Origin of the sequence: Pseudomonas sp. GM25 (assembly GCF_000282255.1) — a bacterium.
Classification (GTDB): Bacteria; Pseudomonadota; Gammaproteobacteria; order Pseudomonadales; family Pseudomonadaceae; genus Aquipseudomonas; species Aquipseudomonas aphyarum.
In genome coordinates this window covers 19,618-45,464 of sequence record NZ_AKJQ01000037.1, presented here as the reverse complement: position 1 = coordinate 45,464, position 25,847 = coordinate 19,618, and the positions used below count along the sequence as shown (strand labels likewise).

Genomic DNA, 25,847 nt, shown 5'->3' with positions numbered 1-25,847 from the left:
ATGACCGCCCTCGCCCTCCCTCAATCGGCACCGTTGCGCAGGTTTTCCAACCTGCTCTATCGCAAGCCTAACTTGTACTTGTCGATGCTGCTGGTGCCGCCGCTGTTGTGGTTTGGCGCGATCTATCTAGGCTCACTGCTGGTGCTGTTGTGGCAAGGTTTCTACACCTTCGACGACTTCACCATGGCGGTCACTCCGGACCTGACCCTGGCCAACTTCGCCGCGCTGTTTCAGCCATCGAACTTCGACATCATTCTGCGCACCCTGAGCATGGCGGTCGTGGTGTCGATCGCCAGCGCCATCGTCGCGTTCCCGATTGCCTACTACATGGCGCGCTACACCACCGGCAAGACCAAGGCGTTTTTCTACATCGCGGTGATGATGCCGATGTGGGCCAGTTACATCGTCAAGGCTTACGCATGGACGCTGCTGCTGGCCAAGGGCGGCGTCGCGCAGTGGTTCGTTCAGCACCTGGGGCTGGAGCCGGTTCTGCAGTTCATTCTGGGGATTCCCGGGGTCGGCGGCAGCACCTTGTCGACCTCGCATCTGGGGCGGTTCATGGTGTTCGTCTACATCTGGCTGCCGTTCATGATCCTGCCGATCCAGGCCTCGCTGGAACGCCTTCCGCCGTCGCTGCTGCAAGCCTCTGCCGACCTTGGAGCCAAGCCGCGTCAGACCTTCATGCAAGTGATTCTGCCGCTGTCGGTTCCGGGGATTGCTGCCGGTTCGATCTTCACGTTTTCGCTGACGTTGGGCGACTTCATCGTGCCGCAACTGGTGGGCCCGCCGGGCTACTTCGTCGGCAGCATGGTTTACGCGCAGCAGGGCGCAATCGGCAACATGCCGATGGCCGCGGCGTTCACGCTGGTGCCGATCGTGCTGATCGCCATTTACCTGTCCATCGTCAAACGACTGGGGGCCTTCGATGCACTCTGAAAAGGCTTCAATAGGCTTGCGCATTGCAGCCTGGGGCGGGTTGGTGTTTCTGCACTTCCCGATCCTGATCATCTTCCTCTACGCCTTCAACACCGAAGATGCGGCGTTCAGCTTTCCACCGAAAGGCTTCACGCTGCATTGGTTCAGCGTGGCGTTTTCGCGGCCGGACGTGCTGGAAGCGATCAAGCTGTCGCTGCAGATCGCGGCCATCGCCACGCTGATTGCGATGGTGCTCGGCACGCTGGCTTCGGCGGCGCTGTACCGCCGGGACTTCTTCGGCAAACAGGGCATTTCGCTGATGCTGATCCTGCCGATTGCACTGCCGGGGATCATCACCGGGATTGCGCTGCTGGCGACCTTCAAGACGCTGGGGATCGAGCCGGGGATGTTCACCATCATCGTCGGCCACGCGACCTTCTGCGTGGTGATCGTCTACAACAACGTCATCGCCCGTTTGCGCCGTACCTCGCACAGCCTGATCGAGGCGTCGATGGACCTCGGCGCCGACGGCTGGCAGACCTTCCGCTACATCATCCTGCCGAACCTCGGCTCGGCGTTGCTCGCCGGCGGCATGCTCGCATTTGCGCTGTCGTTCGACGAAATCATCGTCACCACTTTCACCGCCGGCCATGAACGCACCTTGCCGCTGTGGTTGCTCAATCAACTGAGCCGCCCACGGGACGTGCCGGTGACCAACGTCGTGGCGATGCTCGTGATGCTGGTGACCATGCTGCCGATCCTCGGCGCCTACTACCTGACCCGGGGTGGCGAGAGCGTGGCCGGCAGCGGCGGCAAATGATTTCCCCTGACCTTTCCCACCCTGAATTTGCAGTAGAAAGAGGACAACAACATGCAAACCAAACTCTTGATTAACGGCCAACTGGTCAACGGCGAAGGCCCGGCGCAACCGGTGCTCAACCCGGCGCGCGGTGAAGTGCTGGTGGAAATCAACGAAGCTACCGAGGCCCAGGTTGATGCCGCCGTGCGCGCCGCCGACAGTGCTTTCGCCGAATGGTCGCAGACCACGCCGAAGGACCGTTCGCTGTTGCTGCTGAAACTCGCCGACGCCATCGAAGCCCACGGCGAAGAACTGGCCAAACTGGAATCGGACAACTGCGGCAAACCCTACAGCGCCGCGCTGAATGACGAGATTCCGGCGATTGCCGACGTGTTCCGTTTCTTCGCCGGCGCCAGCCGTTGCATGAGCGGTTCGGCCGGCGGCGAATACCTGCCCGGCCACACCTCGATGATCCGCCGCGACCCGGTGGGCGTGATCGCCTCCATCGCGCCGTGGAACTACCCACTGATGATGGTCGCCTGGAAAATCGCCCCGGCCCTCGCCGCCGGTAATACCGTGGTGCTCAAGCCGTCGGAACAAACCCCGCTGACCGCGTTGCGTCTGGCCGAACTGGCGTCGGATATTTTCCCTGCCGGTGTACTCAATCTGGTGTTCGGTCGTGGGCCGAGCGTGGGCAGTCCGCTGGTAACCCATCCGAAAGTGCGCATGGTGTCGCTGACCGGTTCCATCGCCACCGGTTCGAACATCATTTCCAGCACCGCCGACAGCGTCAAACGCATGCACATGGAACTGGGCGGTAAGGCGCCGGTGATCATCTTCGACGATGCCGACATTGATGCGGCGGTCGAAGGTATTCGCACTTTCGGCTTCTACAACGCCGGCCAGGACTGCACCGCCGCGTGCCGGATCTACGCCCAGCAAGGCATTTACGACAAGTTCGTCGAGAAGCTCGGCGCAGCGGTCAGCAGCATCAAGTACGGCTTGCAAGATGATCCGTCGACCGAGCTCGGGCCACTGATCACCGCCCAGCATCGCGACCGCGTGGCCGGGTTTGTCGAACGCGCCGTGGCGCAACCGCACATTCGCTTGATCACTGGCGGCAAGGCTGTGGACGGCAACGGTTTCTTCTTCGAACCAACCGTTTTGGCCGACGCCCAGCAGGACGATGAGATCGTCCGCCGCGAAGTGTTCGGGCCGGTGGTCTCGGTGACCAAGTTCACCGATGAGGCTCAGGCGCTGGAGTGGGCCAACGATTCGGACTACGGCCTCGCGTCTTCGGTGTGGACGGCGGATGTAGGACGTGCGCATCGACTGTCTGCGCGGTTGCAGTACGGCTGCACCTGGGTGAACACGCACTTCATGCTTGTCAGCGAAATGCCTCATGGCGGTCAGAAACTGTCCGGCTACGGCAAGGACATGTCCATGTACGGGCTGGAGGACTACACCACGGTTCGGCATGTGATGTTCAAGCACTAAAGGTATCCCCCGGCTTCAAGGCAGAAACCGGTCATCCGCATCACCAGGCATTCAAAACAATAACTACCGATCCGGGCGGCGCTCACAAAGCCCCGCCACGGCTTCGGCCATCCGAAATCTGCCGATTTCACGGAGCAAACACACATGAGTGCATCACCCGATCTCTCAGCCGCCGTTGCCGACAGCGATGCCGAACAACTGCGCCAGCTGGGCTACACCTCCAACTTCAACCGCAGCATGAGCCTGTGGGAAAACTTCGCGTTGGGCTTCACGTATCTGTCACCGGTCGTAGGGGTTTATACCCTGTTCGGCCTGTGCCTGGCCGCCGGCGGGCCACCGATGTTCTGGGCCTATTTGCTGGTCGGTTGCGGGCAATTGCTGGTGTGCCTGATCTTCGGCGAAGTGGTGTCGCAGTTCCCGATTTCCGGCGGCGTCTACCCGTGGGCACGTCGCTTGGTGGGCAAGAAATGGGCATGGATGGTCGGCTGGATCTACTCCATCGCCCTGTGCGTGACCATCGCCGCCGTTGCGGTCGGCGCCGGCCCGTACCTCGCCGCCATGCTGGGTTTTGAGCCCAGCAACAACACCAACATCGTCATCGCCCTGGTGCTGACGCTGTTCGCCACGCTGGTGAACCTCAGCGGCACTAAAGTGCTGGCGCGGATCGCCATGTTCGGCTTCCTCTGCGAACTGGTGGGCGCGGTGATCGTCGGCGTGTACCTGCTGATTTTCGAGCGTCACCAGCCGATCAGCGTGCTGTTCAACACCTTCGACATCAGCGTCGACGGCTCCTATCTTCCGGCGTTCCTCACCGCGTCGCTGGCGGGGATGTTCCTCTACTACGGCTTCGAGGCCTGCGGCGATGTGGCCGAAGAAACCCCGAACCCGAGCAAGAAAATCCCGGTGGCTATGCGCATGACCATCTACATCGGCGGCATCGCGGCGATGTTCGCTTGCCTGGCGCTGATCCTCGCCGTACCGGACATGCAAGCGGTGATCAACGGCACCGACAAGGACCCGGTCACCACCATCCTCAACAACGCCTTCGGCCCGGTCGGTTCGAAAGTGGTGATGGGCGTGGTGATGATTTCCTTCATCTCCTGCGTCATCAGCCTGCAGGCGGCGGCGAGTCGTCTGCTGTATTCCTACGCTCGCGATGAAATGGTCATCGGCAGCCGACTGCTGAAAAAGATTTCTCCTACGACGCAGGTTCCAGTTGCCGCCCTGTTCGTGTCCGGCGTCCTGCCCGGCCTGATCATCGCCCTCGGCTTCTTCCTGCAAGACGCCGTGGCCACCATCGTCAGCTTCGCCGCCATCGGCATCTACCTCGCGTTTCAAATGATCGTCCTCGCCGCCCTGTACGCCCGCAGCAAAGGCTGGAAACCGAGCGGCAAATTCACCCTCGGCGCCTGGGGCTGGCCGGTGAACATCGGCGCGCTGGTGTACGGCGTCGGCGCAATCATCAACATGGCCTGGCCACGCACGCCGGATGCAGCGTGGTACATCAACTACGCGATGGTGCTGAGCACGGCGATCGTGATTGGGCTGGGGTTGATTTACATGTGGATTGGCAAGCCGTATGACCATGGGAAGGCGCCGGCTGGGGATGCGTGGAAGGTGGGTCGGTAACAGAGCACAACCTGCCCGCAAGGATGCGGGCATGGTTCGCATGACTAGATCAACTGAGGTTTGGAGAGAGTTTCAAATTCGTCCATCAGTAAATGGATTTCGGTACTTGGGTTGGGCTCACCACTGACAGAAACATCCTCCAGGATTTTCGGTGCCAGCGTTCTCGCCATATTGAATGGTTCTCCAAGCAGTTGAGTGAAATAGCTGATGTCCTTTCCCTTTTCATATCTAAACATGCCGGGCTTCGCTCTCAGGCTCTTGGTAACCAGATCACCCGGAGAGTTTTTGCCGACCGCCCTGAAAGGCTTTCGATTGAAACCAAAGTGCAGCAGAAGCCAAAACTCAAAACATGGATACGAGGCGATGACTGTGATCCTGGGATGAGACCTCGCAACATTCAGTGCCCGCTCGAAGCACAAGTGAGTATCACGATCCAACACGCAGAACACTTTGTCGAACTGCTTTTGTCGCACAACCGCGCGCTCGACTATCCCGCTCGGATGCGTAATGCCGCAATGAACGATTTCAACTTGTGCCTTGGCCCGAAAATAAAACGCGGCCTCCTCCAGATAACGCTTCCCTGACTTACTGTCCTCACACAAGACCAACACTTTCGGCTGCGCCTTGAAACGTGAAGCCTTTCGATCAAACGACCTGTTCGAACCCACCATTCTCAATCCCGCCTTATCAGCGGCAATCCGCGATAGCGGCCTTCGAAGTAGCGCTTCTCGACATCCTCACTTTCCCGTCCCTCAAAATCGTGCACGGAAAACAGGCAGGTAGCGCCGTGGGCATCGCGTTCGGTGATCCAGAACTGATCCCGCCTGAGAATCTTTTCATTCATCAGATGCGTGTCGTGAGTGGTAAAGATCAACTGAGTGTCCAGACCACTGCTCAAGTGCTTGCCAATCAAGTCAGCCACGATTTCAGGATGAAGGCTGCTGTCCAGTTCATCGACACACAAAACCCCGCTGCCCCCGGCCTGATTCATCATGAACCAGGGTAGCCAGAAGCCGATCAGATTCTTTGTGCCACACGACTCTTCAGAAAAATCGAATTCGGCGTCACCTGAAACACTGGAATGCGTAAGGGTCAGCTTGTCCTTTTGCGCCGCCGCGACGAACTCTTTCAAAGTCAGTTTTCCATTGCCCGAGGTCGCTATGTCTTCGTCCGCGTTGAGTTGAATGGCCGATACAGGAATATCCAGAGCCTTGAGAAAGTCGCGAAGATCACTCGTATGGTTCTTGACCATTTTCAGAAACCGAATCGACGCTGTGGACAAACCAAGCATGTTGTTCTGTTCCACTACCAGCAACCCGGTTTGAAACCAACTGAACGGTAAGCGCAACTGGCTCAACTCTTCGCTGCTATTGGCAACGGCTTGCGCGATAAACAACATCTTCGGACTGGTTAATCGACGCCAGGCATTGTGTACTTCCTTGCCACCCTCAAGGGTTTTACCAAACACATAGTGTTCGCCCTCCGCATCAAACTGGCGGCGATAGAGCAGGGTTTCCTTTCCTTTGGGATAGACGAGCAATTGCTCCTGAACAACTCTCCGGGCAGTCAGTCCGAGCACGAACCGATAGCGCAGCCCGGCTTGTATAAAGTCGTACTCAAAGAAGCTGGGGGCATCATTCAAAGCCCGGTCAAACCGGAAAGGTGAAACCGGCAGTGCATCGTCATTTGATCCCGAAGGAACCGCCATCAAGCGTCCCACGATCCCCATTGCGCGGATCAATGAAGATTTCCCGGCAGCGTTCGGGCCGTAGATTGCCGCGACCTTCAATAAATCAGGGAGTCTTTCAGCAGTGATGGGAGGTTTGAAGGTATTACTCGATTTGCTCAAACGAGGAGTGGCCGCCATGGACAGGGTTTGCCTGTCCCGAAACGAGCGGTAATTGGAAACCGAAAATTCGATCAGCATGTAGAAAACCTGCAGTTCATTCCTGGAATTCGAATAAATAAAGGAAAAACTGCCGCTTAGGGGCTGCCTCTCTGCAGGACATGCAAAAACAGGAAATTCCTACAGATGCTGCTTACGAGAAGGATCTTCAATTCCTACAACCAGCGTCGTCAGAGTAGACCTGGCACCGCTAGCGCCTGACCGATAGGCTTTGTCCCGTTGCAGCCCAATTAGTAGCTGAGGTCGAAGCCGGAAATCTGTCAACACGGTGTTTGCCCTTCATTGAACTGTGGTTATTCCGAACTGCAGTTCTGCGTTATGGCGGGCCGCGTGGCGCGGGCCTTCCGGTTTTGCCGTGTTGACGGGAAGTATCCCGACTTCGAACGCCACTCGGTTCGCCACCCAAATTTTCAAAGGGGTTGATGCAACCGCAGCGTCCACGGTAAGCCCCAAGAATGAAAAAGGGGCGGACTTCACAGTCCGCCCCTTTGGTTTTTCACTTCAAAATCGCGAAACACTCCTCATCGCATCCACCAGATACCTCATCGCAATCCGGTCGCTTTCCGACAACTCGCGGTAACGCTCCACCAGTTTCAGTTCGTCAGGACTGAGCCGGCGTCTTCGCCGGACGTTGGTGAGGCAGGGAAAGATGCCCAACATTTCGGTGATGCCTTGTCCTTTTGTCATGGACGATGTCCTTTTCCAGTACGTCAGAAATTTTCGAAAACCGCATCGCCCTGCTCCTTTAAGCAGCGATTTGAGCCCTGCCGGTCGGATGGGTCGTGACCGGCCATGCCCATAGAATAGAAATTAAATCGGCGCTGAAAAGCTGTTTTTAGAGTAATTAGTCGAAAAAAGCAGATATGCCCTATAAATCAGAAAAGGCTGTGGGATAAGTAACCGTAACGTCTTGTTTCATTGAGACGCTGTCGTCGTGCTATCAATGAATTTTGCAAAATCAGCGAACGGATTAAGCTAGCGGGCATCTGTTACTAGTCCGTAGCGTTTGGCCGAAGGCTTGTCCGAACCGTAATTTCTGATCCAGTACGTGCCAGGAACGGCGCGGGATTGTCCACGACAGGTTGTATCTATGCACCGCAGGAATTTGCTCAAAGCGTCCATGGCCATTGCGGCTTACACCGGCCTTTCCGCCTCCGGCCTGCTCGCCGCACGCGCCTGGGCCGCCTCTGGCGGTGCCGCCGACGGTGAAGCCCAGGCTTTCGACTTTGAAACGCTGAAGCGCCAGGCCAAGCAACTGGCCGGCAGCGCGTATCAGGACACCAAACAGGTGCTGCCGCCGACCCTGGCGACCATGACCCCGCAGAACTTCAATGCGATCCGCTACGACGGCGAGCATTCGCTGTGGAAGGAGAACAAGGGTCAGCTCGATGTGCAGTTCTTCCACGTCGGCATGGGTTTCCGTCAGCCGGTGCGCATGTACAGCGTCGATCCGAAGACCCGCACGGCCCGCGAGGTGCATTTCCGCCCTCAGCTGTTCAACTATGAGAACACCTCGGTCGACACCCAGCAGCTCAAGGGCGACCTGGGTTTTGCCGGCTTCAAGCTGTTCAAGGCACCGGAACTGGACCGGCATGACGTGGTGTCGTTCCTCGGCGCCAGCTACTTCCGCGCGGTGGATGCCACTGGCCAATATGGCCTCTCCGCCCGTGGCCTGGCCGTCGACACCTACGCCAAGAAACGCGAAGAATTCCCTGATTTCACCAAGTTCTGGTTCGAAACTCCGGACCAGAACGCGACCCGCTTTGTGGTCTACGCCCTGCTCGATTCGCCGAGCGCGACCGGCGCCTATCGCTTCGACATCGATTGCCAGGCCGAGCGCGTGGTGATGGAAGTCGATGCCCACATCAATGCCCGCACCGCCATCGAACAACTGGGCATCGCGCCGATGACCAGCATGTTCAGCTGCGGCACCCACGAGCGCCGGATGTGCGACACCATCCATCCGCAAATCCACGACTCGGATCGTCTGGCCATGTGGCGCGGCAACGGCGAGTGGATCTGCCGCCCGCTGAACAACCCGGCGACCCTGCAATTCAATGCCTTCGCCGACACCGATCCGAAAGGTTTCGGTCTGGTGCAGACCGACCATGAATTCGCCAACTATCAGGACACTGTCGACTGGTACAGCAAGCGTCCGAGCCTGTGGGTAGAACCTACAACCGCGTGGGGCGAAGGCTCCATCGATCTGCTGGAAATTCCTACAACCGGTGAAACCCTCGACAACATCGTTGCGTTCTGGACGCCGAAGAAACCGGTAGCGGCTGGCGACTCGCTGAACTACGGCTACAAGCTCTACTGGAGCGCTCTGCCGCCGGTCGGTACGCCGCTGGCGCGGGTGCATGCGACCCGTTCGGGCATGGGTGGATTCGTCGAAGGCTGGGCACCGGGCGAGCATTACCCGCCAGTCTGGGCCCGTCGTTTTGCCGTGGACTTCACGGGTGGCGGTCTGGATCGCCTGCCGCAGGGCACCGGGATCGAACCGGTGGTGACCTGCTCCAACGGCAAGGTGCAGGATTTCAGCGTGCTGGTGCTGGATGACATCAAGGGTTACCGGATCCTGTTCGACTGGTACCCGACCAATGACAGCGTGGAGCCGGTGGAGCTGCGACTGTTCATCCGCACCAACGACCGCACGTTGAGCGAGACCTGGTTGTACCAGTACTTCCCGCCGGCGCCGGACAAGCGCAAGTATCCTTGATGCGTTGAGCCGTCAGGCCAACGGGCAGTACAAGTGGATATCGTGGGGTTCCAGATCAAACAGCTCGGGGTCCGGTTGCGTCAGCAACCGGCAACCCTGGCGCTGATAGAACTCCACGGTATTGCGCGACTCGGTCGCAGAGACGTACAACGCTTCGGCACCTACCTGTCGGCCATGCTCGCAAGCCAGTGCAAACAAGCGCCCGCCCAATCCCTGCCCGCGCCAGGTGCGGCTGATGTGCAGAAACTTCAACTGCCGCATCTTCAGGCTCTGATTTTGAATAACCCGGTTATCCACAACCACTGCCGCCACCAGTGTTTCACCATAGAAAAGCCCGTGTAGCCATCCGCCGCTGCGCCAGCATTTTTCCAGTACGCGCGCATTCTCCTCCGCCTCACCTTCGGGCCATCCGCGCATGTCGAAACGCGCCGGATACAGAACCAGCTCACCGTTTTCCACGCGATAGCACTCTTCGACCAACTCACTGCGGTCGATCAGCGCCAGCAGAGGCAAGTCCGATTCAGTCAGCTCTCGTTCGATCAACATTGCGATCCATTCCTTTGCGATTCCAAACGACAGGCAAGAAAAAACCCGCCGGTTCAATGGCGGGTTTTATAGGCTTTGCGACCGGTCGGAATCAATCCCGCAGATCAGACTCGTGAATCGGCTGATCTCGATGGGTCGCACGTTGATACTGCGCCGGCCACACCGCTTTGCGTCCGCCCAGGTCATCGTCGGCATGCAGCGGCCAGTACGGATCACGCAGCAGTTCACGGGCGAGGAAGATGATGTCGGCCTGACAGGTCCGCAGGATGTGCTCGGCCTGGGCCGGCTCGGTAATCATTCCCACGGTGCCGGTGGCAATGCCCGACTCCTTGCGCACCCGTTCGGCGAAGCGCGTCTGATAACCCGGCCCCACAGGAATTTCGGCGTTAACCGCCGTGCCGCCCGATGACACGTCGATCAGATCAGCCCCCAAGGCTTTCAGGCGTCGCGCCAACTCCACGGTTTCATCGGGGTTCCAGCCGTCCTCGACCCAGTCGGTAGCCGACAGGCGCACAAACACCGGCAGTTCTTCTGGCCACACCGCGCGCACCGCTTCGGTCACTTGCAGCACCAGACGAATGCGGTTTTCGAACGAACCGCCGTACTGGTCGCGGCGCTGGTTACTCAATGGCGATAGAAACTGGTGCAACAGATAACCGTGCGCCGCATGCACCTCGACCACACTGAAACCGGCGGTCAGCGCGCGTTTGGCTGCTGCCACGAAGTCCTGAATGACTTGGGCGATCTGCCCCTCATCAAGCTGTTTGGGTTGGGTGTGTTGGGGGTCGAAGGCAATGGGCGAAGGACCGACCGGCGTCCAGCCACCGTCGTCCGGTTTGACGCTGCCATGCTTGCCGATCCACGGCCGGTGGGTGCTGGCCTTGCGCCCGGCGTGGGCCAGTTGAATGCCGGCCACTGCGCCCTGCGCGTTGATGAAACGGGTAATGCGTTGCAGCGGTGCGATCTGTTCGTCGTTCCACAGGCCCAGGTCTTCGGCGGTGATCCGCCCGTCGGCCGTGATCGCCGTGGCTTCGGTAAATACCAGGCCAGCGCCCCCCACGGCACGGCTGCCGAGGTGCACCAGATGCCAGTCGTTGGCCAGACCATCGACGCTGGAGTACTGGCACATGGGCGACACGGCGATGCGGTTGGACAGGGTCAGTTGGCGAAGGGTAAAGGGTTCAAGCAGCAGACTCATGGGGCACCTCTCAAATCAGTGGGCAGGCTCCAGGGTTCTGTTTGAAAAGTCGACGAGTGACAGGAAAAAGGTGCAGCACCCGCCCCCGCGGGCAAAAAATTCGACAAGACGTCACAAGGCCAATCAAGCAGTGCTTAGAGCCTAGTCGACATCCGGGGATGAGGGAGGGTTCAGAAATGAAACAGGACAATTGAAGCTGCCTGCGCCCCTTCAGCAAGGGGCGCAACGACCTTTAGCGCGGTTCGATGTGGGCGATCATCAGTTGCACGGTTTCATTGCCGCGAAACTCGTTCAAATCGAGTTTGTAGGCCAGTTCGACCCATTTGATCGTCGGGTTCGGCCAGATATCGCGATCAATCCCGAAGGCGATGCCGTCGAGTTTCACCGAACCGCATTCGGTTTTCAGCACCACTTTCAGGTGCCGCTCGCCGACCACTCGCTGCTCGACCAACTGGAACACGCCGTGAAACAACGGCTCCGGGAAATGCTGGCCCCAAGGCCCGGCGTGACGCAGGGCGCGAGCCAGTTCCAGATGAAACTCCTCGACCGCCAATGTGCCGTCCGACAGCAGGCGCCCGGTCAGGTCTTCTTCGCGAAGCTGCCTACGCACTTCGGCGTCAAATGCCTCGGCAAACAATGGAAAATTCTCCTGCGGCAAGGTCAGACCGGCCGCCATCGCGTGGCCGCCGTACTTGGCAATCAGATCCGGATGTTGCGCCGCAACCACGCTCAGCGCATCACGGATATGAAAGCCCTGAACCGAACGCCCCGAGCCCTTTAGCAAACCGTCGCCAGCATCGGCGAAGGCGATGGTCGGGCGGAAATACCGCTCTTTCATCCGCGACGCCAGAATACCGATGACACCCTGATGCCATTCCGGATCGAACAGGCACAACCCGAACGGCATCGACTCGACCGGCAAGTCCTTGAGCTGGGCCAGCGCTTCACGCTGCATGCCCTGCTCGATGGATTTGCGATCCTGGTTCATGCCGTCCAGTTGCGCAGCCATTTCCCGGGCCAGCGCAGCGTCGTGGGTCAGCAGGCACTCGATACCCAGGCTCATGTCATCCAGACGCCCCGCCGCGTTCAAACGCGGGCCGACGATGAAACCGAGGTCGGTAGAAGTAATGCGCGAGGCTTCGCGCTTGGCCACTTCCAGGATCGCCTTGATCCCCGGCCGCGCACGTCCGGCGCGAATTCGTTCCAGGCCTTGGTGCACCAGGATCCGGTTGTTGGCATCCAGCGGCACCACGTCGGCGACGCTGCCCAGTGCCACCAGATCCAGCAGTTCGCCGATGTTCGGTTGTGGCTTGCTCTCGTACCAGCCGAGGCTGCGCAGGCGCGCGCGCAACGCCATCAACACATAGAAAATCACCCCGACACCGGCCAGCGCCTTGCTCGGGAACTCGCAGCCGGGCTGGTTCGGATTGACCAGCGCATCGGCCTGCGGCAGTTCATCGCCGGGTAAGTGGTGGTCGGTGATCAAGACCTTCAGACCGTGACGTTTCGCAGCCGCCACACCTTCCACGCTGGAAATACCGTTGTCGACGGTGATCAATAGTTGCGGCTCGCGGGTCATCGCGACTTCGACGATTTCCGGGGTCAGGCCGTAGCCGTATTCGAAGCGGTTCGGCACCAGATAATCGACGTGCGCCGCGCCCAACAGGCGCAAACCGAGCACGCCCACGGTGCTGGCCGTCGCGCCGTCGGCGTCGAAGTCGCCGACGATCAGGATCCGTTGACGCTGCTCCAGTGCCGTCACCAGCAGGTCCACCGCCGCATCGATCCCTTTGAGCTGCTGGAACGGAATCAGCCGCGCCAGGCTCTTGTCCAGCTCCGCCTCGGACTGCACGCCCCGTGCCGCGTACAAGCGGGTCAGCAGCGGTGGCAGTTCACCGAGAAACGGCAGAGTGGCGGGCAACGGGCGAGGATCGATACGCATGGGGTGACAGGAGCTTCTCTTGGATACGTGGGATTTTTCGTGGGTAGCGCGGACTTAACCGCGCTCGCCTTGCAGCCAGGTGAGCTGGACTTCGTGCTGGCCACGGTCGTCGGTGACGAAGATCGTACCTTCGCTGATCATCACGTCCCACTTGATGACGCGGGGCATGTCCTGGGCCAGGGTTTCCAGCACTTCCTGAGGAACAGCGGCAATGTTGACGTTCTTCAGGTTTTTGATCGCCGGAATGACCTTGCCTTCCCAGACACGCAGGCTGCCGTAGGCCAGCAAGCTGGTGCGCTCGGTGCGACGGGAGCACCAGGTCAGGCGATCCGCGTCCGGCTGGCCGACTTCGATCCAGTGCAGGACACGGTCATCCAGGCTCTTTTCCCACAGCGCAGGTTCATCCACGTCCGACAGACCACGACCGAACGACAGTTGCTCGTTGTACCAGAGCGCGTAGGCCAACAGGCGTACGGTCATGCGTTCTTCGGTTTCCGAAGGGTGACGGGCGATGGTCTGCTTCACGTTCTCGTAGACGCTGCGGTCGAGATCGGTGAGGTTCAGTTCGAATTTGTAGGTAGTGGACGGCTGGGCCATGAACGGGCTTCTTGATACGAGGAAAGTCGGCAAGTCTAACCGATGCTGTAGGCAATCCACGAATTGATGGCGATCAACCTTGCGCGACTGACAGCCGGCTATGTTAAAACGCTGTATCCGCTCAGCCTTGTCCTACAGGATCTCGCATGCCGTTCGCCAACAAACCGCTCAGCGGTCTGAAAGTCATTGAATTGGGTACTTTGATTGCCGGGCCGTTTGCCTCGCGCATCTGCGGCGAGTTCGGCGCCGAAGTGATCAAGATCGAGTCGCCGGACGGCGGGGATCCGCTGCGCAAATGGCGCAAGTTGTACGAAGGCACCTCGCTGTGGTGGTTCGTCCAGGCACGCAACAAAAAGTCCCTGACGCTGAACCTGAAACACCCCGATGGCCTGGCGATCCTGAAAAAACTGCTGGGTGAAGCCGACATCCTGATCGAGAACTTCCGCCCGGGCGTGCTGGAAAAACTCGGCCTGAGCTGGGAAACCCTGCATGCGCTGAACCCGAAACTGGTGATGGTGCGTCTGTCCGGTTTCGGCCAGACCGGGCCGATGAAGGATCAGCCTGGGTTTGGTGCAGTCGGCGAATCCATGGGTGGCCTGCGCTACATCACCGGTTTCGAAGACCGGCCGCCGGTACGCACCGGAATTTCCATTGGCGATTCGATTGCCGCTCTGTGGGGCGTGATCGGCGCGTTGATGGCCCTGCGTCATCGCGAGGTCAACGGCGGCCTCGGCCAGGTGGTGGATGTGGCGCTGTATGAAGCGATCTTCGCCATGATGGAAAGCATGGTGCCGGAGTTCGATGTGTTCGGATTCATTCGTGAGCGCACTGGCAACATCATGCCGGGCATCACGCCCTCCTCGATCCACACCAGCGCCGACGGCAAACACGTGCAGATTGGCGCCAATGGCGATGCGATCTTCAAGCGCTTCATGCTGATCATCGGCCGTGAAGATCTGGCCAATGCCCCGGCGCTGGCCAGCAACGATGGGCGCGACACCCGCCGTGACGAGTTGTACGGCGTGATCGACCGCTGGGTCAATTCGCTGCCGCTGCAAACCGTGCTGGATCTGCTGAATCAGGCCGAAGTGCCAGCCAGCCGGATCTTCAGCGCCGAAGACATGTTCAACGATCCGCAGTACCTGGCCCGGGAAATGTTCCTGCACGCCAAACTGCCGGACGGCAAACCCTTCAAGATGCCGGGCATCGTGCCGAAACTCTCTGATACACCCGGCACGTCCGAATGGGTCGGACCGCAGCTCGGTGAACATAATGCGCAGGTACTCCACGATCTTGGCTACGACGAGAAGCAGATCGCCCGGCTGCGCGAAGACGGAGCCATCTGAGCTGAAGCGCCTGATGCCCTCGGCCTCGAACCGCGCCCACCATTGGTGGACATGGCGGTTGTTCGGCCTGCTATTTCTGCTGGTGCTGCCGGCGTGGGCGCAGGCCAAACCGACGTTGATCTGGCTGTTGCGCGACCTGCCGCCACTGACGATCTTCGAAGGCCCGAAAAAGGGCCAGGGCGTTATCGATCAATTGATGCCGATGCTGATTGCCGGCATGCCGCAATACGAACACACCTTGATGCGGGTCAATCGCGCCCGTGGCATTCAAATGCTTCATGAACATCCCTTTGCCTGCGATCCGTCGCTGATCTGGAACAAGGAACGCGCCCAGTGGATTGCGTTCTCCATTCCCGCGTTTCGCGCGGTCAGCAATGGTCTGGTGGTGCGTCAGAGAGATCGCGAAGTGCTGGAGCCGTTTCTGGTCGAGGATGAAGTCGATCTGTCGGCGTTTTTGGCGAACGGCGAGCGAAAAGTCGGAGTGGTAGCGGAACGCAGTTATGGCGAGTACATCGATACATTGCTGCATCAGGCACCGAGCGGCGCGCTGACGCCTCACTACGGCAACGATGCGCTCAGCAGCCTGCTGTCGATGCAACGTCTGGGGCGTTTGCAGGTGGTACTGGGTTACTGGCCGGAAATCCGTTACCAGGCGCGCCAGGCCGAGATCGCCGAAGACGAACTGCTGTTCTTCCCGATTCGCGGCACGGGCAAGTACCTGTCGGGCCATGTCGGTTGCACCGATACCACGGCGGGTCGGCAGGCGATCACTGAGATCAATCAGCTGTTGCGCACCCTGCCCCACGAACACCTCAACCAGCTCTACGCCGACTGGCTCGACCCCGAGCGGCGCGAGGATTATCTGGAACAGGCGCGAATTTTCTTCGAGCAACAGGCCGCGCAGTGAAATCCGGGCAAAAAGAAACCCCGAGAAGTGGGGAGACGACTCGGGGTTAAACGTGGTCTGTATCAAAGACCCGTAGCAGCAAGCGACAAGCACCGGAGCACAATGCTTGATCCTGCTGTTACGGGGTCTGACTGATCGGGATGCAGGAAGGTTCCCACAATTGAAAAATCAGTTTTCAGAGGGACGGGTGCTTGTCGAGGGCTGCGTTTCGCAACGCGGCGATCACACAGGGTTCCAGCCGGCCTTCGGCAATCAGGATGTCACGGTGCAGGCCGTCGACCACATCCGTCAGCTGGCGCTTGTCGCTCAATTGCGCCTGATTGAATTCGCGCTCCACCACGATCGCGCCGCTGCCGTTCTTCAAGGTCACCAGGCATTCGCCGTGGCGACCGCGAGGGGTCAACGTTACTTGATACGGGCTCAGAGCCTCACCGAGCAATAGACTGATACTTTCCATCTCGATCTCCACTCAATAGTCCGAAAACACAGTGTCTGGGGCGTGTTCACAGTAAATGACCACCGGCCCGAGAGGAAAGTTCTGCCTGCCGCCGGCCTCTCCCGGAGCGTCACCGGCCTATCGGAGCATGCATGGTGAAGATGACAGAAAAATAACCATGGGGCTCAAGCGTCGACGCAATGCCGGGGGATGGTCATGTAGGTGTCCAGCAACGCCCTCATCAACACCGCCGAGACCGGCGTGTGAAGGCGGCCCAGCAAGGTGATCCGGTGCTCGCCCAGCAAGGTTTCCAGATCATCCAGCATGGAGGGTGCCACAGCCCCCACCATAATCAGTGCCCGCGCAGCTTGCCGGTCGGACAGATGCCGGATCAGCGCCAACCCGTCGCCGCTCTGCAACTGTGGATTGCACACGGCGATGTCGACGGTTCCGCGGCGCTCCAGTGAACGCTTTGCCGAACCCAGCGACGGCGCGGTCAGCACATCGTAGATACCGATGGCGTTGAGCATCTGGTGCAACGCCATCAACTGGAACGGGTTGGGTTCGAGAATCAGGATCTTGAGCGAGCGCATGGGACGACCTCTGGAACGACAATCGCGGATTCACGCCGCAGTGGCTTGTCACTCTAGGGTGTTCGTCCTAAGCCTCCCATCAGAAAAGTAGCCGCGTTTTATAGGACTTTTCCCATCTTTAATGCAGACATCGACACCCGCTCTCCTTCCGCCGCTCGGTGATGTCCGTCCAGCCCCCGAGCAGGCCGCGCAATTTTCCATCGACACTGTAAAACGGCACCGTCCATTGATAGATCTGACGGGGCCCGCTCTTGAACATCAGTTGCCGCTTGCTGAAGCGTGTTTTACGCGTACCCAGCTGCGCCATGAATTCGTCATGCAGCATCAATGCCGTGGCTTGTGGCAGTGCATCGAATTCGAACAGCATCCGGCCCTGCACCTGCTCCAGTCGGACCGACAGCGCATCTTCATAACTGCGGTTGCACATGATCAACCGGCCCTGCAGATCGCGAACGAACACAGGGTCAGGCATCGCATCGATCAATGCGTGTTGAAAGGCCAGTTGATCACCCAGGCGCTTTTCAGCCTCCCTTCGCTGTTTTATTTCGGTAGCGAGTCGACGATTCCATAGCAGCGAAAGCAGGCCTAACACCCCGAGTGCCCCCATCCCCCAGCATCCCCACTCGATCAGCCGAGCGCGGAACGACGGTGCCGGCGCAGGTGAGACTCCGTCCAGCCACTTCAGGCGCATGGCACGCAGTTCGGCCGCCGAGAAAGCGCCCAAGGCTTTGTTGAGGATGCTCACAAGCTCAGGTAGCCCCTTGCGTACCGCCAGATGGTCGGCCTCCCACTTGCCCTCGACGAGACCACCGACCCTGAGCAGGCCGGAGGGAAACAGCTGAGCGCCGATCTCGTTTTCGATGGTGGCGTAAGCCTCGCCACTTTCGACCAGCGCCCGAGCCTCGGCATAGGTCTTTACCGAGCGGATCTCGATCGACGGGTAGTCACGTCGAATGCTGTCCTCCAGCGCATGTCGGGCCGGCAGCACCAGTACCCGCTTGGCCAGCATCTCGAGCGACCGTATTGCCGGCTCGCCCGAATGACCGACGAACACCCACCCGGCACCGCCAAACGCATGACTGAACTCCAGAAACGCCTTGCGCTCGTCGTTCATTGCCAACGTCGTGCTGATGTCGGCCACGCCACTCTGGAGTCGTTCCAGCATGTGGTCGGTGGAAAACGATTCCTGATGAACGAACTGCAATCCGGTCATGGCGCTGATGTGCTTGAGTACATCGTTGTTCAAGCCGCTCCACTGGCCATGCTCGTCCTGAAACAGATACAACGGGTATTGCACCGAGGCGACGGTCACCCGTGGGTTATCTCGAATCCACTGACGCTCGTGCTCATCCAGCTCGATGGGCTGAACCGCCTCCAGCGCATCGGAATGCTTCGTCAGATGGGCTGCTTCGATCCACTGCGACAACCCGAAACATCCCAATAAAAACAACCAGCACAGAGCTGGTTTCAATCCTGAAAAAAACCGCATTGCCACATCCTTCGTCATCGACTCGCCCGTCCTTGGTGGGCGAAACGCGCGCAGTGTGGCATGCAAAAACAAGAAAGCCCGTCAGGAGACGGGCTTCAAAATGTGACAGCTTTGCGGGCTTAAAGAGGCTTGCCGCGGTTGCCATGCTGGCTGACAAAGGCTTGCACGGCTTTGAGCTCGTTCGCCAGCACAGTGCAGCGCTCTTCTCTCTCAAACAAATCAGAAAGATGTGCAGGTAGTTCGAGAGCTTTTCCTACACCGGCTTTCTCCACCGCGTCCGGGAACTTGACCGGATGCGCCGTGCCCAGAATCACCATCGGGATGTCCAGGCTGCGGCGGCATTCGCGAGCGGCTTTGACGCCGATGGCGGTATGCGGATCCAGCACTTCACCGGTCTGCTCGTAGACTTCGGCGATGGTTTCGCAGGTTTGCGCATCGTCCACGGCCAGCGAGTCGAACAGTTTGCGCGCCTCGGTCCAGCGTTCCTGTTCGACGCTGAAGCCGCCGCCCTGCTTGAACGAATCCATCAGGCCGGCAATCGCCGCGCCGTTGCGACCGTGCAGGTCGAACAGCAGGCGTTCGAAGTTCGACGAGACCATGATGTCCATCGACGGCGACAGCGTGGCGTGCAGGGTTTCCTTGACGTACTGGTTGCCGCTCATGAAGCGGTGCAGGATGTCGTTGCGGTTGGTGGCGACGATCAACTGGTTGATCGGCAGGCCCATGTTGCGCGCCAGGTATCCGGCGAAGATGTCGCCGAAGTTGCCGGTCGGCACCGAGAACGACACCGAGCGCGCCGGGCCGCCCAGTTGCAGGGCTGCGTGGAAGTAGTAAACGATCTGGGCCATGATCCGCGCCCAGTTGATCGAGTTCACTGCCACCAGACGGGTGCCCTTGAGGAAGCTCTGGTCGGCGAAGCTGGCCTTGACCATTTCCTGGCAGTCATCGAAGTTGCCTTCGATGGCGATGTTGTGGATATTCTCACCGAGGATGGTGGTCATCTGCCGACGCTGCACTTCGGACACACGGTTGTGCGGGTGCAGGATGAAAATGTCGACGTTTTCGCAGTGCTTGCAGCCCTCGATGGCGGCCGAACCGGTGTCACCGGAGGTGGCGCCGACGATGACCACGCGCTCGCCGCGCTTTTCCAGCACGTAGTCGAGCAAACGACCGAGCAGTTGCAGGGCGAAGTCCTTGAACGCCAGGGTCGGGCCGTGGAACAGCTCCAGCACCCATTCGTTGCCGTTCAGCTGACGCAGCGGCGCAACGGCGTTGTGGGCGAACACACCGTAGGTTTCTTCAAGAATCTTTTTGAAATCGGCGTCCGGAATGCTGCCGGTGACGAACGGGCGCATGACGCGAAAAGCCAGCTCGTGATACGGCAGGCCGGCCCAGGAAGCGATTTCTTCCTGGGTGAAACGTGGCAGGTTTTCCGGGACGTACAGACCGCCGTCGGTCGCGAGACCGGCCAGCAGGACGTCTTCGAAATTCAGGGCCGGTGCCTGGCCGCGGGTACTGATGTAACGCATGACTGACTCCAATGGACAGTGTTCACGACACCGGCCCCGCTGGTGGGACCGATGAAGGAGATCGGCTTAGTTCAAGTGCTCGACGCGGATCCGCACAACCGGACCGACCACGCCCGCCAGCGCTTCGAGGGCGGCGATCGCATCGTTGATGTGCTGTTCCAGCACGCGGTGGGTCAGCAGGATCATCGGCACCAGGCCGTCGTGTTCCTCGACTTCCTTCTGCATGATCGACTCGATGTTGATACCGCGCTCCGAGAGGATGCTCGCCACCTGAGCGAGTACGCCCGGGTGGTCCTTGGCCTGGATGCGCAGGTAGTAGGCGCTTTCGCAGGCTTCGATCGGCAGGATCGGATGGGCCGACAGCGAGTCCGGCTGGAAGGCCAGGTGCGGCACGCGGTTTTCCGGGTCGGAGGTCATGGCGCGAACCACGTCCACCAGATCCGCGATCACCGACGAAGCAGTCGGCTCCATGCCGGCGCCGGCGCCGTAGAACAGGGTCGAGCCGGCAGCGTCACCGTTGACCATCACCGCGTTCATCACGCCGTTGACGTTGGCGATCAGACGATCGGCCGAGATCAGCGTCGGGTGTACGCGCAGCTCGATGCCGGCGGCGGTGCTGCGTGCAACGCCCAGGTGCTTGATGCGGTAGCCCAGCGCTTCGGCGTAGTTCACGTCGGCGGTGGTCAGCTTGGTGATGCCTTCGGTGTAAGCCTTGTCGAACTGCAGCGGTATACCGAATGCGATCGAAGCCAGGATCGTCAGCTTGTGCGCGGCGTCGATGCCTTCGACGTCGAAGGTCGGGTCGGCTTCGGCGTAGCCCAGCGCTTGCGCCTCGGCCAGCACGTCTTCGAAGGTGCGACCCTTCTCGCGCATTTCGGTGAGGATGAAGTTACCGGTGCCGTTGATGATCCCGGCGACCCAGTTGATACGGTTGGCGGACAGGCCTTCACGGATCGCCTTGATCACCGGAATGCCGCCGGCGACCGCCGCTTCGAATGCCACGATCACGCCTTTCTCGCGTGCCTTGGCGAAAATTTCATTACCGTGAACGGCAATCAGAGCCTTGTTCGCGGTGACCACATGCTTGCCATTCTCGATGGCCTTGAGTACCAGCTCGCGGGCAACGGTGTAGCCGCCCATCAGCTCTATGACGATGTCGATCTCAGGGTTCGTGGCCACTTCGAAGACATCGTTGGTAATCGCAATACCGGTCGTCTGGAACTGAGGCTTTGGCGTGCGCATGGCAATTTGTGCCACTTCGATTCCACGCCCGGCACGACGAGCAATTTCCTCGGCGTTGCGCTGAAGTACGTTGAAGGTTCCGCCACCGACGGTCCCTAACCCACAGATGCCTACTTTGACCGGTTTCACTGTGAACTCCCCATAAAACGGCCGACACGAGGCCGGCCGTGAAAACAACCGCAGGTTCGCGGCTCTCTGTTGATGGCCCGGCAATCCTGCCGCCGGACCACGCTCGTCAACGCCTGAGCGTGACGATGCGAATTACTTCGCGCCCAGCGCCAGTTTGGCGACTTGTGGCGCAGGCTGGTAGCCCGGAATGACTTGTCCGTCGGCCAAAACGATGGCCGGTGTGCCGTTCACGCCGATCGACTGACCGAGGGCGAACTGTTTGGAAACCGGGTTCTCGCACTTGGCGGCCTTGATTTCCTTGCCATCGACCATTTTGTCCATGGCGGCTTTCTTGTCTTTCGAGCACCACACGGCTTGCAGCTGTTCGTCACCCGGCGAGCCCAGGCCCTGACGCGGGAACGCCACGTAACGCACCTCGATGCCGCGCTTGTTCAGCTCGGGCACTTCGGCGTGCAGCTTGTGGCAGTACGGGCAAGTGGTGTCGGTAAAAACGGTGATGTGCGATTTGGTTTCGCCCACGGCCGGGTAAACCACGGTCTCGGCCACCGGGATCGCATTGATCAGTTTGGAAATGCCCAGGCGCTCGGTTTTCTCGGTCAGGTTGACCGGTTTGCCGTCCTTGAGCTGGAACATGTAGCCCTGAACGATGTACTGGCCGTCGGCGCTGGCGTAGAGCACGCGGCTGCCCTTGAGCTTGACTTCATACAGGCCTGGCAGCGGGCTGGCGGTGATGGTGTCCACCGGCACGTCGAGCTGGAGGTTTTCCAGGCTTTGGCGAATCGCTTTGTCGGCCGCGTCATCGGCGACGGCAAAGGTGCTGACCAACGCAATGGCTGCGGCGGCGAAAATCTGGGTCAGACGCATGAGAACTCCTGAAGGCGGACAAATGGAACGATCAGAACGCCCGTGCCGGAACACCGGGTCATAACCGCCCATCGTGCAAACCGGCAAAGCCTACCACATAAGGCTCCCGTGGCCGAATGCGCCTGTCGCAAGACAAACGGCGCTCAACCGCGCGGGTGATGTTTGGCATGCAGATCCTGCAAACGCGCCCGGGCGACGTGAGTGTAGATCTGCGTGGTCGACAGGTCGCTGTGGCCCAACAGCATCTGCACCACCCGCAAGTCGGCGCCATGGTTGAGCAAGTGTGTGGCAAACGCGTGACGCAAGGTGTGCGGCGACAGCGATTTACCAATGCCGGCGACCTTGGCCTGATGCTTGATACGGTGCCAGAAGGTCTGCCGAGTCATCTGTTCGCCGCGCTGGCTGGGGAACAGCACATCACTGGGGCGCCCGCCCAGCAGCTCGCCGCGGCCATCGCGCAGGTAGCGCTCGACCCAGACAATCGCTTCCTCGCCCATCGGTACAAGGCGCTCTTTACTGCCCTTGCCCATGACCCGCAACACGCCCTGACGCAGGTTGACCTGTTCCAGGGTGAGGCTGATCAGCTCGGTCACCCGCAGCCCGCAGGCATACAAGACTTCGAGCATGGCGCGGTCGCGCTGGCCGATGGCTTCGCTCAGATCCGGCGCCTTCAGCAGCGCTTCAACATCGGCTTCCGACAGGGATTTGGGCAATGGCCGACCGAGCTGCGGCATATCCACGCGCAAGGTCGGATCGACGGAAATCAGTTTTTCCCGCAGCAGGTAGCGATAAAAGCCACGTACACCGGAGAGAAATCGTGCGGTGGAACGGGGTTTGTAGTTCTGTTCCAGACGCCAGGCCAGGTGATCAAGGATCAACTCGCGACCGGCATTGATCAGTTCGAGACCTTTCTCCTGCAACCAGCCATTGAACAGCGCGAGATCGCTGCGGTAGGCATCGCGAGTGTTGTCGGAGAGACCTTTTTCCAGCCAGAGGGCGTCGAGAAACTGGTCGATCAGTGGGTGGTCGATGGCAGGCATGGGCGCTCAAGACACGCAGGTTTGGCACTGCGCGCAAATAAAGAGTGAACGGTTGAAATGGCCGCTAGTCTTTCATAGCCCGCTATTTCAAGGAACAGGGAGCTTCAATGAACGAGCAGCAAATTCTGTTGGCTTTCGGTGGTATCGGTGCCGCCGCACTGGGCTGCCAATGGCTCGCCTGGCGCCTGAAGCTGCCGGCGATTCTGTTTCTGCTGCTGACCGGCATTCTGGCGGGCCCCGTGCTGGGCTGGCTCGACCCGCAGGAAATGTTCGGCCCGCTGCTGATGCCGCTGGTGTCGCTGGCGGTAGCGTTGATTCTGTTTGAAGGCAGCCTGACCCTGCACCTGTCGGAATGGCGCGAGATCGGCAGCGTCGTGCATCGGCTGGTCACAATCGGCGCGCTCTCGACCTGGGTAGTGATTGCGGTCGCGACCCACTGGCTGCTGGGCTTCGACTGGTTGCTCGCCATCCTGTTCGGCAGCCTGACCCTGGTCACCGGGCCGACCGTGATCGTGCCGATGCTGCGGGTGGTGCGGCCGAAAGCTTCGATCGCCAACATCCTGCGCTGGGAAGGGATTGTGATCGACCCGATCGGCGCATTGCTCGCGGTGGTGGTCTACAGCTTCATCATCGCCCGGGCCGCAGGCCATGGGCTGGAACAGAGCCTGCTGACGTTTGGCGGGGTCATTGTCTGTGGCAGCGCGTTCGGCGTCGCCGGTGGCTGGCTGCTCGGCACGATCATCCGGCGCCAATGGCTGCCGGAGTATTTGCACAATCTGGCATCGCTCGCCGCGGTGCTGGGGATATTCATCGCCGCCAACCAGGTCATGCACGAATCCGGTCTGCTGGCGGTGACGCTGATGGGCATGTGGCTGGCGAACATGAAGGGCGTGGACGTGCGGCACATCCTGCACTTCAAGGAAAATCTCAGCGTGCTGCTGATTTCCGGGCTGTTCATTCTGCTGGCGGCGCGACTGGATCTGAACGCGTTGATCGGCCTCGGACCGCTGGTGCTGATTCTGTTGCTGGTGATCCAGTTGATCGCCCGGCCGCTGAACGTGGTGCTGAGTACGGCTGGTTCGAGTCTGAGCTGGCGTGAGCGTGCATTGTTGTGCTGGATTGCCCCGCGCGGGATCGTCGCGGCGGCAGTCTCGGCGATCTTTGCGATTCGCCTGGATGAAGCGGGCCATGAAGGCGCGCTGTTGCTGGTGCCACTGACTTTCGCCGTGATCATCGGCACTGTCGTGCTGCAAAGCGCGACTGCCCGGCCATTGGCGCGCCTGTTGAAGGTTGCGGAACCCGCGCCCAGTGGCTTCCTGATCGTCGGAGCGAACGGGCCTGCTCGCCTGCTCGGCAAGTCGCTGCAACAGCTGGGCAGCCGGGTGCTGCTAACGGATTCGAGCTGGGAAAACATCCGGGCGGCGCGCATGGATGGCTTGCCGACCTACTTCGGCAATCCGGCCTCGCAGCACGCCGATGCGCATCTGGACCTGGTCGGACTGGGGCATTTGCTGGCGCTGTCACCGTCGGGCGAACTCAATACGCTGGCAGCCATGCGCTTTCGTCATGACTTCGGCCATCAGCGGTTGTTCGGGCTCGCCAGTGGGCAGGAGAGCCGGCGCAGCGACAAGCACCGCGCCAGCCTCGAACATCGTGGTAATCAACTGGGAAGCGAGGCGCTGACTTACGCCAGACTGGCCAGCCAATTGGGTCAGGGCGCCGACCTGTACAGCACGACGCTGACGGACGGGTTTGGCTGGGATGATTACCAGGCTCTGCATGGCAATCGCGCGACGCTGCTGTTCATGCGCGATGACAGCGGCTGGGTGCATGTCGTGTCGCCGGAAACCGTGCTGAAACCGGGGCCGGGGTGGACGCTGGTGGCGCTGATTCAGCCGGAGAGTGGCAGCGCCTGATAGAACAAATCGCGGGCAAGCCCGCTCCCACAGTGTCCGTGCCGAACACAACATCAGCGAACAACACAAAATCTGTGGGAGCGGGCTTGCCCGCGAATGCCGCGGCTCGACGTTGAATCAGGTCGCAAAACCCGGCAGCACCGGCACCGGACGCTTGTCATCATCAATCGCAACGAAGCTGAACTGCCCGTGAATGGCTTTCTCACGGCCGTCGCAGCTCATGCTTTCGACGAACACTTCCACCTCGACCTTGAGACTGGTGTTGCCAACCTTGATCACCCGCCCGACCAGTTCGACGATGGAACCTGCCGGGATCGCGTGATTGAAGTCGATGCGATCGGTGGACACGGTCACCAGCGGCAAACGGCAGAAGCGCGTGGCGGTGATGAACGACACTTCGTCCATCCAGGCCAGCGCGGTGCCGCCGAACAGGGTGTTGTGGTGGTTGGTGGTCGGCGGGAAAACCGCCTTGGTCACGCGGGTCACCGAGAGTTCGGTGCGGCGTTCGATTTCTTGCTCGCGAGGGGTCATGGGTCAGGCCTGAAACGGAATGCTGTGGATAAATTGCGGGCAACAAAAAAGCAGCCCGTAGGCTGCTTTTTTCTGCA

23 protein-coding genes are annotated in these 25,847 nt (G+C 60.1%); 8 read left to right on the top strand and 15 right to left on the bottom strand.

All coding sequences use genetic code 11. The features are described 5' to 3' along the window. The 4 genes from PMI24_RS13315 to PMI24_RS13300 all read left to right on the top strand — a co-directional run bounded on the left by PMI24_RS13315 (nucleotide 1) and on the right by PMI24_RS13300 (nucleotide 4,840). The gene (locus tag PMI24_RS13315) at nucleotides 1-936 is read left to right on the top strand and encodes an ABC transporter permease (protein WP_007954664.1); all 936 of its coding nucleotides are present in this window, start codon (nucleotides 1-3) and stop codon (nucleotides 934-936) included. Further along, nucleotides 926-1,735, top strand: a complete 810-nt coding sequence (locus tag PMI24_RS13310; protein ID WP_007954663.1) for an ABC transporter permease — start codon at nucleotides 926-928, stop codon at nucleotides 1,733-1,735. The genes PMI24_RS13315 and PMI24_RS13310 overlap by 11 nt, the downstream gene beginning before the upstream one ends. A gap of 51 nt (nucleotides 1,736-1,786) precedes the next feature. Further along, nucleotides 1,787-3,211, top strand: coding sequence for a gamma-aminobutyraldehyde dehydrogenase (locus tag PMI24_RS13305; RefSeq protein WP_007954662.1), 1,425 nt, complete (start codon nucleotides 1,787-1,789; stop codon nucleotides 3,209-3,211). A 144-nt stretch (nucleotides 3,212-3,355) separates the two neighbouring features. Then, nucleotides 3,356-4,840 carry an APC family permease gene (locus PMI24_RS13300; protein WP_007954661.1) on the top strand — a complete coding sequence of 495 codons (1,485 nt, stop codon included), beginning with the start codon at nucleotides 3,356-3,358 and terminating at the stop codon, nucleotides 4,838-4,840. 44 nt (nucleotides 4,841-4,884) lie between these two features. On the opposite strand, the gene PMI24_RS13295 is transcribed toward PMI24_RS13300, so the two are convergent. The 3 genes from PMI24_RS13295 to PMI24_RS13285 all read right to left on the bottom strand — a co-directional run bounded on the left by PMI24_RS13295 (nucleotide 4,885) and on the right by PMI24_RS13285 (nucleotide 7,433). Beyond that, nucleotides 4,885-5,511 carry an RloB family protein gene (locus PMI24_RS13295; RefSeq protein ID WP_007954659.1) on the bottom strand — a complete coding sequence of 209 codons (627 nt, stop codon included), beginning with the start codon at nucleotides 5,509-5,511 and terminating at the stop codon, nucleotides 4,885-4,887. A gap of 2 nt (nucleotides 5,512-5,513) precedes the next feature. Continuing rightward, nucleotides 5,514-6,767, bottom strand: coding sequence for an AAA family ATPase (locus PMI24_RS13290; protein ID WP_007954658.1), 1,254 nt, complete (start codon nucleotides 6,765-6,767; stop codon nucleotides 5,514-5,516). Nucleotides 6,768-7,247: 480 nt separating this feature from the next. After that, nucleotides 7,248-7,433, bottom strand: coding sequence for a hypothetical protein (locus tag PMI24_RS13285; RefSeq protein ID WP_007954656.1), 186 nt, complete (start codon nucleotides 7,431-7,433; stop codon nucleotides 7,248-7,250). A gap of 403 nt (nucleotides 7,434-7,836) precedes the next feature. Between PMI24_RS13285 and PMI24_RS13280 the strand changes: the two genes are divergently transcribed. Continuing rightward, nucleotides 7,837-9,465 carry a glucan biosynthesis protein D gene (locus PMI24_RS13280; RefSeq protein ID WP_007954654.1) on the top strand — a complete coding sequence of 543 codons (1,629 nt, stop codon included), beginning with the start codon at nucleotides 7,837-7,839 and terminating at the stop codon, nucleotides 9,463-9,465. Between the two features lie 12 nt (nucleotides 9,466-9,477). Here PMI24_RS13280 and PMI24_RS13275 read toward each other — a convergent pair whose 3' ends face one another. The 4 genes from PMI24_RS13275 to PMI24_RS13260 form a co-directional block, all read right to left on the bottom strand. Continuing rightward, complete coding sequence (locus tag PMI24_RS13275; RefSeq protein WP_007954652.1) at nucleotides 9,478-10,011, bottom strand: GNAT family N-acetyltransferase; 534 nt, start codon at nucleotides 10,009-10,011, stop codon at nucleotides 9,478-9,480. 91 nt (nucleotides 10,012-10,102) lie between these two features. After that, entirely contained in the window at nucleotides 10,103-11,209 is a 1,107-nt protein-coding gene (locus PMI24_RS13270) for an NADH:flavin oxidoreductase/NADH oxidase (protein ID WP_007954650.1), read from the bottom strand. A gap of 232 nt (nucleotides 11,210-11,441) precedes the next feature. Continuing rightward, nucleotides 11,442-13,151, bottom strand: a complete 1,710-nt coding sequence (gene recJ / locus PMI24_RS13265) for a single-stranded-DNA-specific exonuclease RecJ (protein WP_007954648.1) — start codon at nucleotides 13,149-13,151, stop codon at nucleotides 11,442-11,444. A 54-nt stretch (nucleotides 13,152-13,205) separates the two neighbouring features. Further along, nucleotides 13,206-13,748 carry a YaeQ family protein gene (locus PMI24_RS13260; RefSeq protein ID WP_007954646.1) on the bottom strand — a complete coding sequence of 181 codons (543 nt, stop codon included), beginning with the start codon at nucleotides 13,746-13,748 and terminating at the stop codon, nucleotides 13,206-13,208. Nucleotides 13,749-13,894: 146 nt separating this feature from the next. Here PMI24_RS13260 and PMI24_RS13255 point away from each other — a divergent pair, with 146 nt between their 5' ends. After that, nucleotides 13,895-15,094 (top strand): CaiB/BaiF CoA transferase family protein, encoded by a 1,200-nt coding sequence (locus PMI24_RS13255; RefSeq protein WP_007954644.1) that lies wholly within the window; start codon nucleotides 13,895-13,897, stop codon nucleotides 15,092-15,094. Nucleotides 15,095-15,107: 13 nt separating this feature from the next. Beyond that, nucleotides 15,108-16,001, top strand: coding sequence for a TIGR02285 family protein (locus PMI24_RS13250; protein ID WP_238553825.1), 894 nt, complete (start codon nucleotides 15,108-15,110; stop codon nucleotides 15,999-16,001). Between the two features lie 175 nt (nucleotides 16,002-16,176). Here the strand turns inward: PMI24_RS13250 and PMI24_RS13245 are convergent, their stop codons facing one another. The 7 genes from PMI24_RS13245 to xerD form a co-directional block, all read right to left on the bottom strand. Then, nucleotides 16,177-16,458 (bottom strand): DUF3509 domain-containing protein, encoded by a 282-nt coding sequence (locus PMI24_RS13245; protein ID WP_007954641.1) that lies wholly within the window; start codon nucleotides 16,456-16,458, stop codon nucleotides 16,177-16,179. 164 nt (nucleotides 16,459-16,622) lie between these two features. Continuing rightward, nucleotides 16,623-17,030, bottom strand: a complete 408-nt coding sequence (locus tag PMI24_RS13240; protein WP_007954639.1) for a response regulator — start codon at nucleotides 17,028-17,030, stop codon at nucleotides 16,623-16,625. Nucleotides 17,031-17,148: 118 nt separating this feature from the next. Next, entirely contained in the window at nucleotides 17,149-18,519 is a 1,371-nt protein-coding gene (locus tag PMI24_RS13235; protein ID WP_007954637.1) for a transporter substrate-binding domain-containing protein, read from the bottom strand. A gap of 119 nt (nucleotides 18,520-18,638) precedes the next feature. After that, nucleotides 18,639-20,048, bottom strand: a complete 1,410-nt coding sequence (gene thrC / locus PMI24_RS13230) for a threonine synthase (RefSeq protein WP_007954636.1) — start codon at nucleotides 20,046-20,048, stop codon at nucleotides 18,639-18,641. A 66-nt stretch (nucleotides 20,049-20,114) separates the two neighbouring features. Continuing rightward, nucleotides 20,115-21,419, bottom strand: a complete 1,305-nt coding sequence (locus PMI24_RS13225) for a homoserine dehydrogenase (protein ID WP_007954635.1) — start codon at nucleotides 21,417-21,419, stop codon at nucleotides 20,115-20,117. Between the two features lie 132 nt (nucleotides 21,420-21,551). After that, on the bottom strand, nucleotides 21,552-22,283 hold the full coding sequence (gene dsbC, locus PMI24_RS13220; RefSeq protein WP_007954633.1) for a bifunctional protein-disulfide isomerase/oxidoreductase DsbC: 732 nt from the start codon (nucleotides 22,281-22,283) through the stop codon (nucleotides 21,552-21,554). 143 nt (nucleotides 22,284-22,426) lie between these two features. Then, nucleotides 22,427-23,323 (bottom strand): site-specific tyrosine recombinase XerD, encoded by an 897-nt coding sequence (xerD, locus tag PMI24_RS13215; RefSeq protein ID WP_007954632.1) that lies wholly within the window; start codon nucleotides 23,321-23,323, stop codon nucleotides 22,427-22,429. 107 nt (nucleotides 23,324-23,430) lie between these two features. Between xerD and PMI24_RS13210 the strand changes: the two genes are divergently transcribed. Next, nucleotides 23,431-25,239, top strand: a complete 1,809-nt coding sequence (locus tag PMI24_RS13210; RefSeq protein WP_007954631.1) for a cation:proton antiporter — start codon at nucleotides 23,431-23,433, stop codon at nucleotides 25,237-25,239. 117 nt (nucleotides 25,240-25,356) lie between these two features. Here the strand turns inward: PMI24_RS13210 and PMI24_RS13205 are convergent, their stop codons facing one another. Then, nucleotides 25,357-25,770 carry an acyl-CoA thioesterase gene (locus PMI24_RS13205; RefSeq protein WP_007954630.1) on the bottom strand — a complete coding sequence of 138 codons (414 nt, stop codon included), beginning with the start codon at nucleotides 25,768-25,770 and terminating at the stop codon, nucleotides 25,357-25,359. Nucleotides 25,771-25,847 lie beyond the last annotated feature (77 nt).